The 14,647-nt window shown below is 71.4% G+C and carries 9 protein-coding genes; 5 read left to right on the plus strand and 4 right to left on the minus strand.

The genetic code is table 11. The annotated features are described in order from the left end of the window. Positions 1 to 23: 23 nt before the first annotated feature. Positions 24 to 2,351, minus strand: coding sequence for a chitobiase/beta-hexosaminidase C-terminal domain-containing protein (locus tag ACLJOU_RS06310; RefSeq protein WP_410564016.1), 2,328 nt, complete (start codon positions 2,349 to 2,351; stop codon positions 24 to 26). Between the two features lie 259 nt (positions 2,352 to 2,610). On the opposite strand from ACLJOU_RS06310, the gene ACLJOU_RS06315 reads away from it, so the two are divergent. Beyond that, a complete protein-coding gene (locus tag ACLJOU_RS06315; RefSeq protein ID WP_410564018.1) occupies positions 2,611 to 3,234 on the plus strand; it encodes a hypothetical protein in 624 nt (207 codons plus the stop codon). On the opposite strand, the gene ACLJOU_RS06320 is transcribed toward ACLJOU_RS06315, so the two are convergent. Continuing rightward, positions 3,223 to 6,027 (minus strand): alpha-L-fucosidase, encoded by a 2,805-nt coding sequence (locus ACLJOU_RS06320; RefSeq protein WP_410564019.1) that lies wholly within the window; start codon positions 6,025 to 6,027, stop codon positions 3,223 to 3,225. The two genes, ACLJOU_RS06315 and ACLJOU_RS06320, sit on opposite strands and share 12 nt — an antisense overlap. Before the next feature lie 441 nt (positions 6,028 to 6,468). Continuing rightward, positions 6,469 to 7,350 (minus strand): hypothetical protein, encoded by an 882-nt coding sequence (locus ACLJOU_RS06325; RefSeq protein ID WP_410564021.1) that lies wholly within the window; start codon positions 7,348 to 7,350, stop codon positions 6,469 to 6,471. Between the two features lie 341 nt (positions 7,351 to 7,691). Here ACLJOU_RS06325 and ACLJOU_RS06330 point away from each other — a divergent pair, with 341 nt between their 5' ends. Next, entirely contained in the window at positions 7,692 to 8,567 is an 876-nt protein-coding gene (locus ACLJOU_RS06330; RefSeq protein WP_410564023.1) for a sigma-70 family RNA polymerase sigma factor, read from the plus strand. On the opposite strand, the gene ACLJOU_RS06335 is transcribed toward ACLJOU_RS06330, so the two are convergent. Beyond that, positions 8,536 to 11,643, minus strand: coding sequence for an RHS repeat domain-containing protein (locus ACLJOU_RS06335; protein WP_410564024.1), 3,108 nt, complete (start codon positions 11,641 to 11,643; stop codon positions 8,536 to 8,538). The genes ACLJOU_RS06330 and ACLJOU_RS06335 overlap by 32 nt on opposite strands. Positions 11,644 to 11,842: 199 nt before the next feature. On the opposite strand from ACLJOU_RS06335, the gene ACLJOU_RS06340 reads away from it, so the two are divergent. The 3 genes from ACLJOU_RS06340 to ACLJOU_RS06350 are packed head-to-tail and all read left to right on the plus strand — an operon-like array spanning position 11,843 to position 14,522. After that, entirely contained in the window at positions 11,843 to 13,468 is a 1,626-nt protein-coding gene (locus ACLJOU_RS06340; protein ID WP_410564026.1) for a S8 family serine peptidase, read from the plus strand. After that, a complete protein-coding gene (locus ACLJOU_RS06345) occupies positions 13,465 to 14,040 on the plus strand; it encodes an RNA polymerase sigma factor (protein WP_410564029.1) in 576 nt (191 codons plus the stop codon). The genes ACLJOU_RS06340 and ACLJOU_RS06345 overlap by 4 nt, the downstream gene beginning before the upstream one ends. Then, the gene (locus ACLJOU_RS06350; protein WP_410564031.1) at positions 14,037 to 14,522 is read left to right on the plus strand and encodes a hypothetical protein; all 486 of its coding nucleotides are present in this window, start codon (positions 14,037 to 14,039) and stop codon (positions 14,520 to 14,522) included. The genes ACLJOU_RS06345 and ACLJOU_RS06350 overlap by 4 nt, the downstream gene beginning before the upstream one ends. The last annotated feature ends 125 nt before the right edge of the window (positions 14,523 to 14,647 follow it).

Here is a 14,647-nt window from a genome sequence, read left to right on the forward strand (position 1 = left end):
GGCCGCCTTGGGGCGCTTGGAGCTTACGGGTAGCTGACCACGTTCACCGGCACCGTGCCCGACGGCGTCACGCCGCCGGTGTCGTTGATGACGTGCGTGATCGTGCCCCGGTAGTTGAGCGAAACCGTCAGCAGGCTGTGGAACCGGACGCCGCTCGTGTTCGGGACCTCGAACGCGTGGTAGCTGGACACCGCCGGGTTCGTGTCGAAGAAGCAGTAACTCCCGAGGCCCCAGGCCTCATGGGACGTCACGTTCGACGCGACCTTGTACGCGGCGTACCCGGCGACCCCCGACGGCGCGTTCCACGACGCCTGGTTCGGCACGTCGTAGGGCATCTCGTTCTGGAAGAAGATCGTCCGCCCGCCCTGGCCGTTCCAGATCACCTGGTACTTCTGGTAGTGCTCGACGAACAGGCCGGTGGCCAGCACGTTCGCGCCGTTCACCACGAGGCCGGTGTCCGCGGTGTTCGTGGTCCAGCCGACCGTGCCCGCGTTGCCGTGGTCGGCCCGCCACGCCCAGATGTGGTCGATGATCGTGTCGGAGCTGTTGACGACCAGGCTGTTCGTCGCCTTGCCGGCGATCTCGCCGCCGATCCGGAAGAAGACGTCCTGGACGGTCGTCGGGTTCGACGCGTGCGATGCCGACGAGCCGGACTGCCCGACGGTGAGCAGCGCCTGCGAGTTCGTCGTGCCCGCGTCGAACAGCAGGCCCTTGAGCCGGACGCCGTCCACATCGGACACCTGCATCGCGTTGACGCCGTTGTCGGGCACCAGCGTCGGGTAGCCGATGCCGAGGATCGTCGTGTTCGCGCGGGTCACGTTGAGCGTCTGGTTCAGGTGGTAGATGCCCGGCGTGAAGAACAGGTTGCAGCCGGCGGCGAGCGCGTTGTTGATCGACGCGGCCGTGTCACCGGACTTCACGACGTAGAACTGGCTCATCGGCACCGACGACCCCGGGGTGCTGCCGTTCGCCCAGCTCGGGCCGGACGCGTTGGTGCGCAGCGAAGGCAGGAACACGCGGTACTTGCCGGTGGCGTCGACGTAGAGGTAGGGCACGTCCCGCGAAACCGGCGTGGTCGCCAGCGTCGTCTCGGGCGGGTTCGGGAACGTGGTCGCCGGCGCGCCGCTGGTGCCGGAGAAGACCATGTTCCACACGCCGCCGTTCCAGCTGCCGAGCGCCGAGTCGCGGGTGTACCACTGCTGCTGCGACACCGACGCGGCCTGGCCGGCCACCTTCGTGTCGGCGATGTAGCCGCCGCTGGCGTAGCCGTAGCTCGCCGGGTACAGCTGCAGCCCGCCGCGGACGTCCATCCGGCGGAACGGCGCGGCCTGCGCCACCGCCCAGCGCTCGTTGCCGCCGGACGGGTTGACCGCCATGTTCTCCGCCGAGCGCCAGAAGTTCTGCAGCGCCACGCCGTTGTCGGAGGCGTTGAAGGCGTCGACGGTGACGTCCCCGTTGATCAGCACGTCGCCCGGGTTCTGGCCGAGACCGGCCACCGAGGTGTAGAAGCCGACGTTGTCGTGCACGTTGTTGTACGTGCCCGGCTTGAACAGGTGGGCGACGCGGCGCTCGGCGAACTGCGCGGTGAGCGTGTCCTTCTGGTTGTTGAAGTCCGTGTCGAGCTGCGCCTGGATCGTCGCCGCCGACATGCCGGGGTCGAAGATCCGCACGTTCGACCCGAAGTTCGGGGTGTCCGACTGCGTCGGGCAGCCCGCCTGGGTGCCGATCGTGTAGGTCGCGCTCGACACCGGGGACGTCGTCGACCCGGACTTGAGCGCGATCGCGTTGACCGTCCGGGAGTTCGGGACGCTGATCGGTCCGCTGTAGAGGGTCGAGGACGCTGTCGGCGTCGAGCCGTCCACCGTGTACCGGATGGTCGCGCCGGAGGTGGCGCTGCTGATCGTCACCGTCTGGGCGGTCGAATACGTGCCGCCGGGCGGGCTGAACGTCGGCGCCGCGACCGTCGTCGTGCCCCCGCCGCCGACGGTGTAGCTGAAGTGCGGGGTGTCGTACTGCGGGCCGCTCTTCTCGTAGGTGAACCAGTAGTCGAGGACGTTCCCGCTGCTCAGGCCGCCGACGGTGGTGCGCCAGGTGCCGGAGCCGTTGGTCATCCGGACGTTCTGCTGGCCGAGGCCGGGAACGCCGGTGTAGTGGACGTCCACGTACAGCGCCGGGGTCGTCGGGGTGAAGTTGAGCTGCACCTGCGTCGAGCTGAGCTGCGTGACGCTCTGGGTGTAGTCGTCCGCAGCGAGCGCCGCCGGGGCGCTGAGCCCGGCTGCCACTAACAGTGCCGAGGCGACGAGCGCGAGCCCCGGGCCGCGTCGTCGTAACTTGTCCAAGGTCCGGTTCACGCCGTGACACCTCCGCCGTTGGGGATCCACGAGGTATTTGTTGCCAGTCGCAACAAAGTAGCTCCCAGTCAGCGGTGCTTCGGTCACGGTTCGATAACACTTGTCTGGACCAATACACGACTGGTGAGGTGGTTCGTCACTTTTGGCAATTGGCCGCCACGTGGAGTGAATGACTGAAGCTTCTCCGGCCGGGTCCCCGGTCGGGTGACGTTCGCGCGGCGCGTTTTCGCCGCTCCCGCGGTGGGGCCAGGATGTCTGCATGCTGGACACCGAAGTCCTGTCGCGGACGGTTCCGCGGGCGCTCGACGTCGTCACCCCGCTCGGCGAGGTGCGGTTCGCCGTCCGCGTCGGGGGCTGGGACGTGCCCGCGAGACCCGAGCTGACCTGGGGCCTCGCGTCCGGCGCGCGGCTGTGCCGGTGGCGGCACGACTCCGTGCGGCTCGACGTGCTGTGCGGGGCCACCGCGTCCGGGCTGCCGGGCGTCACCCGCGAGACCGCCATCTTCCGGGTGCTGGCCCGGGAAGACGTCGGCGAGTTCGTCGTCCGGGCCGAACTGGCCGGTGCGCCCGACGAGGACCGCATCTGGGAAAGCGCATTCACGGCCGAGACCGCCGACGCCGCGGTGAGCGTCGGCGGGCCGGGGGCCGACCTGCTGCGGCGGTGTTCGCTGGCCGGGCAGCACGTGCCGCCGTACTGGTCGCGGCTGGTCGGCGGCGACGTCGTCGAGCGGACCGGCGGCCGGCTCACCTGGCGGCTGCCCCGCGTCGATCGCGGGGACTACGCGGAGCTGTGGGTCACCGTGGCCTGGAGCGAGCGGGGCGGGGACCCGGGCCGCGCCGTCGACATCGACGCGGCCCGGGTGCGGCGGGAGCTAACCCAGTGAAATCCGGTCCAGATCCGGTGCCCCGGCGCGGTCGTTGCCGATCCGGATCGTGTTGGCGCCCGCGGTCAGCGTCACCGGGACCGAAGTGGTGTACGGCGTGTTGTTCCCGGCGCCACTGACCTTGACCTCCGTCGGCGCGCCGCCGTTGACCGACACGAAGTACGACCGGTCGCCGTTGACGGTGCAGTCGAGGAACAGCGGATACTGCCCCGCCGCGGGCACCGGCACGCCGGGGAAAGTCACCGCCGCGCCGGGACCGATGTTGCGCACCTTCTGCCCGCCGGAGCACGCCGAGCAGCTGGTGACGCCGGCGTCGCCGATGTCGTTGGCCGAGTCCTCCGCCTCGCGCATGAACACCCGGTCCGCCGGCCGCGGCCTGACCTGCACCGGCTTGCTGACCGACTTCGCGCGTCCGAGCGTCCGGAACGACGCCGTCACCGGGATGCTCACGTCCTGGGCCGTCGGCGCGGTCACCGTCCACGCTCCACTGAGGACCTGGCCGAGGCCCAGGTTCGGCGCCGTCACGGCGTCGCCTTGCACGGTCCAGCCGGCCGGGACGACCGGCGCCAGCGACACCTGGTCGATCGGGTCGTCGACGTCCAGCCGCAGCGACGCGGTGATCCGCAGCGCCTGCTGACCGGGCGAAACCCACTGCACGCCGGCGGGTTGCACGGTCAAGGTCGTCTTCGGCGTGTACGACTCGGGTGGCAGGGGCGCCACCGCGATCCGGTCGAGGCCGGTGGTCCCGGAGACCTTGATCGTGTTGGCCCCGGCGGTCAGCGACACCGGGATCGCCCCCGGTGCGGCGACCGCGATCGGCGCGGCGCCGTTGACGCTCACCGAAAGCGTCCCCGGGCCCGTCGTGTCCAGCTGGAGCCGGGACGGCCCCGTGGCCCGGACGTCCCGGAAGACGACCGCGCCGCGGTCGAGGCCGGTCACCGCGTTCGTGCCGGAGCAGGCCTCGCACCACACCGGCGTCGCCTTGCCCTCGAAGCCGTTGCGCCATGACTCCGCTTCCAGCGGCACCTCGCCACGCGGGTCGGGGTAGCCGTAGGCGACGTCGACCTCGTCGAGCGCGAGCTGCCGGTGGAACGCCTTGGCCTGCGGGCCGGCCCACGTGTTCAGCACCTCGAGCTTCAGGTACCGCGCGTGCACTTCGCCGACGTCGATGAACTGGACGCCGCGGGCGCTGGGCAGGGCGCCGGTGCGTACCGTGCGCCAGTTCTTCCCGTCGTCACTGGCGTGGACGCGGTAGTCCTTGATCCGCGCGGAGTCTTCGGCGCGGCCGAAGGACTCCCGGGCGTAGGTCGGCGACGACTCTCGTTCGTGCACCGCGAGGTAGGCCGTCGACCGCTTCCGGCCCAGGTCCAGCGTCACGGACACCGGGAGCCGGCCGCCGGCGTCCCAGTAGTTCAGGTAGCTGCCGTCGACGAGGTTCGCCGCTTCGGAACCGTTGGCCGACGCGGTCGCCCTGATCGTGTTCTTGTCGTAGAAGTACTGCTGCCCGGCGGTGTCCACTTTGAACACGGTGTCGTAGGTGTCCCAGTCTGTTATGTCCAGAATGGACAGGTAGCCGCCGGACTGGGCGAACCGCATCGGCTTGCCGGTGCGCAGATCGAACACGCCGGTGACGCGGTAGCCGTTGTCCCGGAGCCGGACCAGGTCGGTCGACGGCCGCGTGACGACGTGCACGTACTGCGTCTTCGCGCCCGGTTTGACCGTGATCACGCCGTGCGCGCCGTCGTTCCAGAAGCCGGGCTGCAGGCCGCCGTACATGTACCCGCCGCCTTCGGTGCCGGTCAGCGATTCCTCGATCGGCTGCGTCCAGGACGCCATGAAGTTGTTGAACGCCTCCTGCTGCGGCGGGAACCTGCCGTTCAGCATGGCGGTTTCGGCCATCAGCGACTTGATCGACGAGCCCGCGTTCGTGATGTACCGGCCGATGGAGAGCCGGAAGTCGACGGCCTGGTCGCCGCCGCTGTACCACCAGTCGCCGTTGGTCGGCAGCTTGTAGTCGGCTTCGGTGAGCCGCGGCATCGGCGTGTAGACCGCCTGCGGGTAGTCGTAGGACGGCGTCATGCCGGTCTTCTGCTCGTTGCTGACGGTGTCCATGATCGGGGTGTCTTCGTTGTTGTTGCTCAGCAACATCGCCGGCCGCTTCTCGCGGATGTGCTCGTAGAGCCCGTGCTGCTCCCAGTACTCGTTGTCGTTGTCGATCCAGAACCCGGCGAGGCCGGGGTAGCGGTCCATGACCTCGTCGAACAGGTCGTAGCCGAACTCGCCGAAGCCGGGCCGGGTGGTCAGGTCGACCGGCTTGCCCTTGTAGGCGGAGTAGGCGGCCGAGTCGAGCGATTCGTGGCCGGTTTCGTTGTGCCACTGCGGGTCGTCGGTCAGGTAGAGCAGGACGCGCACACCCTTGGCGTGGCCCGCGGCGATCAGCTCGCCGAGGAAGTCCCGCTGGGTCGAGCAGCTGCCGGGAACCTTCGACGGCCACGGCCGCGCGTACCCCAGCCGGCTGTGGAAGGTGGTGAGGACGACGTAGGACGCCCCCAGTTTCCCGGCCTCGTCGATCCAGTAGCCCGGCGTCCACCCGCCATCGGTGACGTCCCGCTCCCAAGCGGCACAATCGGTGTGCCGCGGCGCGGTGAACATGCCCCAGTGCAGGAACAGCCCGGCGGTCGAGGCCCGCAGCCAGTCCTGGCGCGGGTGGTGGAGCTCGGCGTGCGCGGGAGTGACCAGCCCCGCCACCAGCGCGACGGCGGCGGCGAGGCAGGCGAGCAGTCGGATTCTCAAGGGACCTCCTCGTCCGGAGAGATCCGATGATTGGATGCTCGTGTTCGGTACGTCAAGGGAAGATGCCGCTCATCGGCACGCAGTCGTCTGATCTGTGCCCTTGTAACAATCGTGCGTTCCGGACGACTAATCGAGATGGCCCGGCGATCGGCGACGCCGGGCTCGCGGCAGCGGGGTGGAGGCATGGGTCAGCGTCAAGATCACCTGAACCGGGGACACTTCACTGTGGACGGTTCGGCCGACCATGCGCTAGCGTCGCCGCGTGCCGCACTCGGGCTTCTTCCCCTGCGGCACGCCACAACAGGTATTCCTCGCAATTCACGGCCGTCCGGTTCCCCGGCGGGCGTGAACCCGGCACGCGACACGAAAGTGACTTCTCCCATGGGTGGTTCCGAAGGCGGCGACTGACTGCCGGGGTAGCCCGCGCCGCCCGCGGACGGGCTACCCCAAGTCCAGCTTCAGGCCGTACTTGGCGTCGACGGGCACGTGGTCGATGTGCAGGGTGACGACCGTGCGGCCGTCGGCGTCGGTGTCCGACGTGATGAAGGTGCCGGTCGCCGGGTCGTCCCGGAACCCGATGGCGTCGTAGGAGACGGTGAACTCGTCCGGGAAGACGACCCGGTGGGTCACCTTGTCGATCTGCAGGACCTTGCCCGAGTGGAAGTAGAAGTCCTCGGCTTGCCCGTCGCACATGATCGGCTTGCACTTCTTCGGCCAGAACCGCTCTATGTCGAGACGGATTTCCTCGCCCTGCCGGATGGGTTCGTGCAGGTGGACGATCATCGCCATCTGCCGGCTGGTCAACCAGGACTTCGTGACGTTCCAGTGCGGTCCGGGCTTGCCGTTCACCTTCAGGCTCCGGGCGTTGATCGCGACCTTGTCCCGGTACTTCTCCGGCTGGTCCCAGCCACTGCCGGCGTAGAACCTGATGAAGTGGACTTCTTCGCGCAGCGCCACGGCCCTGATGATCAACCTCTCGCGCACGTCACCGTTGCGCTGGACGAACACCGTCTGGTCCCAGTCGTTCACCAGGACCAGCGGCTCGGGCCGGTGGTCGATGATGAAGTCGCAGTACTGGGCGAGCAGCTCGCGGTACACGGCATAGTCCCGCCGCAGCCGCCGGTTGCCGGCCAGGACGAACAGGATCCCGACGATCACGAGCAGTGCCGCCGCCAGGAACGCTCCCGCGCGGACCAGCTGGCTGCCGAACAGCGTCCCCAGGAGGCCCGCGAAACTCAGCACCCCGACCAGGTCGCCGATCACCCCCGGCGCTCCTCGCTGAGAGGTGTACGAGTCGAGCCAGGAGACGAAGCTCTTCAACATTTGCTCCGCCTCCTCCCGCGCGACCGAAACGAGTGGGCGACGCCGGGTTCGCTGTTCACCTTCGCGTCGATCATCAGAGTAAGGGCAGGTCAGACTGTGTCAGCTAGGGCAACGGGGTGAAGTTTCGCTCATGCTGGGCAGTTCTTCGTGACGCTCGGGAGCTTCGCCCAGCCGTTATCCACCCGTGCCGGAGAAGCGCCGAAGCTCATTCATACTGGAATTCCGTTTGTCGTGAAAACAGGGCAGCAAGTGGACACGGCGAACCGGATCTCGTCAGGCCTGTCACAAACCCGTGCCCGCGTCCGTCAAGGTGGTGATCGCCCCCGCGAAAGGACCGGCCCGTGAACGACGAGCTCCTCGCCCGCAGCTTCGAAACCCACCGCGACCACCTGCGGTCCGTCGCCTACCGGATGCTCGGCTCGCTGACCGAGGCCGAGGACGCCGTCCAGGAGGCGTGGCTGAAGCTGAGCCGGAGTGACTCCGCGGCCGTCGAGAACCTCGGGGGCTGGCTCACCACCGTCGTCGGGCGGGTCTGCCTCGACATGCTTCGCTCCCGCAAGGCCCGGCGCGAAGAGCCGTGGGAGATTCCCGATCCCATCGTCAGCCGCGACGACGATGGCCCCGAACACCAAGCGGTGCTGGCGGATTCGGTCGGCCTTGCGCTGCTCGTCGTGCTCGACACGCTTTCCCCGGCCGAGCGGCTGGCCTTCGTGCTGCGGGACATGTTCGCGCTGCCGTTCCAGGAGATCGCGCCGATCGTCGGCCGGACCGAGGCCGCCACGCGGCAGCTCGCCAGCCGGGCGCGGCGGCGGGTCCAGGGTGCCCCCGTCGCGCCGGATCCCGATCTCGGCCGCCAGCGCGAAGTCGTCGACGCCTTCCTCGCGGCCGCTCGCGGCGGGGACTTCGATGCGCTCGTCTCGGTCCTCGACTCCGACGTCGTGCTGCGCGCCGACCGTGGGGCGGCCCTGGGCGGCTCTTCCGAGGTTCGCGGCGCGGCGGCGGTGGCGAACCAGGCCCTGACGTTCTCGCGCCTGGGCGCCGGCGGTGGCGTGGTGCACCGCGCGCTGGTCAACGGCGCGGCGGGCGTGGTCGCGACCCGCGACGGCCGGCCGTTCTCCGTGCTCGGCTTCACGGTCTCGGGCGGCCGGATCGTCGAGATCGACATCCTCGCCGATCCCGCGCGCCTCAGCCGGCTGGACCTGGCCGTGCTCGACTGATCGCGCCGGCGTCGTCGACGACGGCCCCCGTTTCGTCCGTCACCAGCGCGATTCCGCCGGCGTCGTCGAAGTGCAGGTACCGCCGCCGCCCGTCCGCGTACTGCCGCACCGCGTCCGCCACGACGATCACCAGCTCGCCGTCTTCGATGGCGTAGTGGTCGTCCGGGGTGAGGACTTCGTGGATGCGCGAGCCGTCGGTGACCAGGGTGCGGACGCGGCGGCCGGAGTGGTCGTAGCTGTAGAGGGCGTTGACGCCGTCGTCGCCGTGCACCCCGCGCAACCGGCCGAACGCGTCCCGGATTTCGCTGCCGGTCAGCGGCTCCGGGACGTGCACGGGCTCGATCTCCCGCACCAGCCCGCCCGGCCCGGTGAGCAGGTGCCGCCCGCCGGCCCAGTGCTCGCTGACGCCGTTCGCGTAGTGCACCGCGGTGCGGCGGCCGCTCAGGTCGTGGCCGACGGCGTCGACGAACCCCGGCACGCTGACCAGCCTGCCGACCTCGTCGTACTGGTGGTGCACGGTCAGCCGCCCGTCACCGGCGTCGGGGTGGACGACCTCCGAAACCCGGCCGTCGGCCCGGCGCTTCACGTCGAGCCGGTACTCGACGGCGACGTGCGCCGGGCGCCAGCGCGTCTCGGCCGGGTGACCGAGCGCGTCGTAACCGAACTGCGTCACGCCGCATTCGTCGGTGACGCGCACCAGGCGCCCGCAGCTGTGCGGCCCCGCGCCGAGCGGGACGGCGAGGCCGCCGTCGTGGTGGGTGAACGTCGTGACCGGCGTGCCGCGCGGGTCGTCGACCAGCACCGCGACCACCCGGCCGGCCGCGTCCCGGACGCGGAACACCGTGTGGCCGCCCGGAGTCCGCGACTCGACGACGTTCCCGGCCGCGTCCCGGACGTGCACGGTGCCGTCCGCGGCGCGCAGCTCCCGCCCGAGCAGGTCGGGTACGGCCCCCTCGCCGGGGTCCGCGTCCCGCCGGGCCACGGGGAGCGGACGGCCCAGTGCGTCGTACCGGAACTCGGCCGGCGGCGGCAGGGGATCGCCGTCGCGGAAGGCCCGGCTCGTGCGGCACACCAGGCCCCGCGCGCAGTACTCGTGGTGTTCGTCGACGACGTCGCCGAGCAGCTCCGCGTGCCGCCGCTCCAGCAGCCGCCCGGCGCCGTCGTGCAGCTCGGCGGTCACCAGCACCTCCGCCTCGCCGGACACCGCACGCTGCTCGGTCGTGACGCGCGTGCCGTCGTAGCGGTACCGGACGGTCGGCAGGCCGGCGGAGTCACCCGGCCGCACCACGGTTTCCGGCCGCCCCAGCGGGTCGTGCGTCACCGTGGTCACCGCGCCCGCCGGGTCGGTCACCTCGCACACCTGCGCCGTGCGGACGTCGTGGCGCGTGATCGTCACGTTCCCGAGCGGGTCGGTGGCCAGCTCGGGGAAGCAGCGGTCGGCCGAATACCGGACCTCCCGGGTGTGGCCGAGCGGATCGGTCGTCGTGGTCCGCAGCCCGGTGACGGTGGCGAGCCGTCCGTGGAACGTCGTGACCCACCAGCCGTCCTCCCCGGCACGGCGGTGGTAGCCGTGGTGCCGCAGGTCCGGCGGGACCGGGCCGTAGACGTCGGCGACGAGCGCGTCGGTGAGCACCAGTTCTTCCTGGGCGGTGCGGAAGCCGTGGGAGCCGGCCGAGCCGTCGGGCTCCTCGTCGTACCGGAAGATCCGGTCGGACAGCACCTTCCCGGTGCCGTCGACCTCGCGGACGCGGGCCGGGAGTGCGGTGAACCGGCGTTCGGGGTCGGTGGCGTACGCGGTCCGGGTCTCGCGCACGACGGGCGCGCGCCCGGGCCGTTCGGTCGTCTCCACCTCCCGGGCCGGGTTCCCGGCCGCGTCCAGGACCGTCTCCTTCGTGGTGACCGAAACCGGTGCCTCGCGGCGTTCGAACTCCGTCGTCACCGTCTTCGTCCACTGTGGACGACGGAAGTGCTCGACGCGGCGGTAGGGCCGGTCGGCCTCGGGCGATCCGTCGAGCCCGTAGGTTTCCTCCTTGTCCAGGCCGCCCTCGCCGTACCAGCGCACGGTCCGCAGGGTGGGCGCGTACTCGTCGCCGAGGTCGTCCTGGACGACGCGGCCGAAACCCGGCGGCCGGCTGTCGTGGTAGGCGAACTCGGTCACACCGGCGTGGCCGGTGGCCGATTCGCGCCGTGAGACGCGCCGGACCACCGGCACCGAGGCGACGGTCGCGTACTCGATGGCGGTGCGCAGCCCGGCCCCGTTGTCGATCTCGGTCAGCCGTCCGGTGCGGGGCGGGTCGTCGAGGGCGTGGTACGGCACGGCGTCGAGCACGGACACCCCGCCGGAGCGCGCCCGCGCGGTCAGCCGGACCCGCCGCGGCGCCGGGGCTTCGACGGCGGCGTACGCCAGGCGCAGGACCGGCGCGGCGGTTTCGGCGCCGTGGGTGCCGAACCCGGTGAGCGCCACCGACGTCAGCAGGGACGCGCCGGTCACGTCGTCGGCGTCGTAGCCGAGGGCCCACCGCCGCACGAGCGGCCGCGCCGAGCCCGGCACCCGCAGGTCGATCCGCGCGCACCGCAGCGCCGTCGTGACGAGGGTGCCGTCGCGGCCCCGGCGCAGCACGTCCGGCCGGGGCTCGTAGCCGAACTCGACTTCGTACGGGCCGTAGGAGACGCGCGTGAGGTAGGCCTGGCCGCTGTGGTGCGCCCAGCCGAACGTCGCGGCCGTGCCGAAGGCGTCCTCGGTCCGGTCGAGGTACCAGGTGGCGCCGCCGCCCGGGGCGAGGAAGTGCCGGAGGCCCGCGGCCGTGGTGAGCAGGAAACCGTCGCCGTGGCGGACGAGCCGGCCCGCCGCCTCGGACGGCGCGGGGTCCCCGACCGCGCCGACGTGCGGCAGCGGGACGGTGAAGCCGCTGCCGAACGGGCTGTCCGGCGCGCCGGTCGTGTAGCGCAGCGCGAGCGCCGGCGCGCTGCCGCCGGGACCCGGCGGCAGGTCGAGTGGCACCGAGAAGCAGCCACCGCCGGTCGCCGGTTCCGGTGTGAAGGCCGCCTCCTGCGTGCTCGGCCGGAGCACAACCATGTGATCTCCCCGCGTGAAACCCGTGACTTCCGGAGGGCCAAGTGGGTGATCTGGGCCCGCCAGATACGTCGTCACCCGTTTGCCGTCGCCGTTATGCATTCGTGACGCGCATGTCGTATCCCGGTCTCGGCCCGCGGGTCTTTCCCGGGTGCCGGCGGTGATCAATGGCGGGGGCAGAGGCAGCAGGAGGGTGGACCCGATGGTCGTCAGGTTCTTGCGGGACGAGACCGCGGAAGCAGCGACGGAGGACGCGAGCACGCTCAACGAGCTCCCGGTCCCGCCGAGGCAGGTGCTCGACCGGCACGGCGCACGCGTGCTGGACCCGGCGACGGCCGTCGTCGCGGCCGGGCAGCCGGCTCCGCGCACGACCGTGTACCGGCCCGGCACGTTCCTCGTCCCGCAGAAGTACGTCCGCGACGAGCAGACGCTGACCACGATCAACGGCGTGCTGGCCCGCATCGGCGTGTCCGCCACACCGGCCGGCCGCGACGGCGACGAGGACGCCCGGCACCGGCAGCTCGACGAACTGCCCGTGCGCGTCCTGCTGCGCGTCCGCGAAGACGCCGACCCGGTCGTCCTCGACTGCTGGAAGGCCCTCCAGCTGCTGCGGTCCGCCGCGTCGGGGGAGCGGCCCGAGCTCGACCCGGACATGGTCGCGCGCATCTCGCCGGAGCACCTGCTGTTCACGACGCCGGTGTTCGGCGGGGTGCCGTGGGAGACCAGCGGCCTCGGCGGCACGCCGTGGGAGACCAGCGGGTTCGGCGCGGGCAGCTCCTACGGGCGCACCCGCGGCGCCAACCGGATCCCGGTGACGCTGGCCGCGGCCCCGCCGTACCGCAGCGAGAAACCGGCGCACCGGCGGCCGGTGATCGCCGTGCTGGACACCGGCATCGGCCCGCACCCGTGGTTCGGGCTGGCCGACCGCTCCGCGCCGCCGGCCGCCGGCGCCGGGCTCGCCGTCGCGCCCGGCATCCAGGCGGCGATCCGGCAGGGCGAGCTCGACGCCGGCACCACCCTGCCCACCCAGCTGCTCCGGGACTACTGGGACGCGCCGACGACCGGGCAGCCGCTGATCGGCGACGTCGACACCGACACCGGGCACGGCCTGTTCATCGCCGGGATCATCCGGCAGGCCTGCCCCGAAGCCGACACCCTCGCGATCCGCGTGGTGCACAGCGACGGCGTCGCCTACGAAGCCGACGTCCTGCTGGCCCTGCACCTGCTCGCCGACCGCGTCCGCGCCGCGCAGGCGGACAACCGGCCCGAGGACATGGTCGACATCGTCTCGCTGTCGCTGGGCTACTACGAGGAAAACCCGGTGGACGTGGCCTACACCGGCCTGTTCGGCGCGGCCGTCGCCGAGCTGCTGAACCTCGGCGTGCTCGTCGTCGCCGCGGCGGGCAACGACGCCACCACGCGCCGGTTCTACCCGGCGGCCTTCGCCGACCAGCCGCTCGGCGGCGGCAGCGGCCCGCAGGTGATCAGCGTGGGGGCGCTCAACCCCGACGTCACGACGAGCAAGGCGCTGTTCTCCAACGAAGGTCCGTGGGTGCGCTGCTGGGCGACCGGCGCGGGCGTCGTCAGCACCTACCCGACCGACGTCCGCGGCACCGCGGCCGCCGACCACGAGGTACCCGGCTTCGGCCGCAGCTCCTTCGACCCGGACGACTACAGCGCCGGCTTCGCGGTCTGGGACGGCACGTCGTTCGCCGCGCCGCTCGCCGCCGCCGAACTCGGCAAGGCCCTGCTCCAGTCCGGCGACCTCGCCACGGTGGACCGCGAAACCGTCGTCAAGCGCGCTTGGACCGCGCTGAGCTCGCTGTGAACGTGGCCAAGACCGACCACGCTCGCGTGGCGACCCTGTTCGACGCCGCGCGGGCGGGCGACCGCGCGGCGCTGGACGAGCTGGTTTCCCTGCTCACGCCGTTGCTCTGGCAGGTGGCGCGTGACCAGGGACTCGACCCCGAGCACGCGGCCGACGTCGTGCAGACGACGTGGCTGCGGCTGCTCGGCTCGTTCGCGGAGATCCGCTCGCCGGTCGCGCTGACCGGCTGGCTGATCACCGTGACCAAACGGGAGGCCTGGCGCACGGGGGAACGGCGCCAGGTCGAGCGGCCGCTGCCGGAGCTCCCGGAGCGGCTTTCCGAAGCGTCACCGGCACCCGAGGAGGGGGTGCTGCGCGAGGACCAGCGCGTGCGCTTGTGGCGCGCGGTGGACAACCTGCCCGAGCGCTGCCGCAGCCTGCTGCGGATCGTGGCGTTCGTGCACCGGCCGGACTACGCCGAAGTCGGCGCCCGGCTGGGCATGCCGAGGGGGAGTATCGGCCCGACCAGGGGACGCTGCCTCGCGCGCCTGCGCGAGCAGCTACTCGCCAACGGCGAAGGAGATTGGCTGTGACCACCGTCGAACCACCCGGCGCGAACGAGCCCCTGGACGAGCTCGACTTCCGGCTGCTGGCCGGCGTGCGCGAGCTGTGGGAAGACGCCGACCCGATGCCCGCCACGCTGCTGGACCAGATCCGGTTCGCGATCCAGCTGGAGGACGTCGACCTGGAGGTGATGCGCGTCCGCGACCAGGAGCAGCTCGCGGACGCGCGCAGTTCCGCCGAGCAGGGCAGGCTCATCACGTTCGACAGCGAAAGCCTGACGATCATGGTGAACGTGAGCCCGGAGGCGGGCGGGACGATCCGCCTGGACGGCTGGCTGACCCCGCCGGCCGAGCACCCGATCGAAGTCCGCACCGCGAACGGCCCGCTGACCACGGCGTCCGACGCGGAGGGCCGGTTCGCGGTCGGCGGCGTGCCGCACGGGATGGTCCAGGTCCTGGTGCGCACGGTCGGCCGGGCGAGGACGGTGAGCACCCCGGCCATCGAACTCTGATTGCCGGGAGGCCGACACGTGTGATCGGGAGGTCGACACGCGTGATGGGAGGGTCGACACGCGTGATCAGGAGGTCGACACGCGTGATCGGGAGGCCGACACGTGAACGGGAGGTCGACACGCGT

The organism is Amycolatopsis sp. cmx-4-61, from assembly GCF_046548775.1.
Taxonomy (GTDB): domain Bacteria; phylum Actinomycetota; class Actinomycetes; order Mycobacteriales; family Pseudonocardiaceae; genus Amycolatopsis.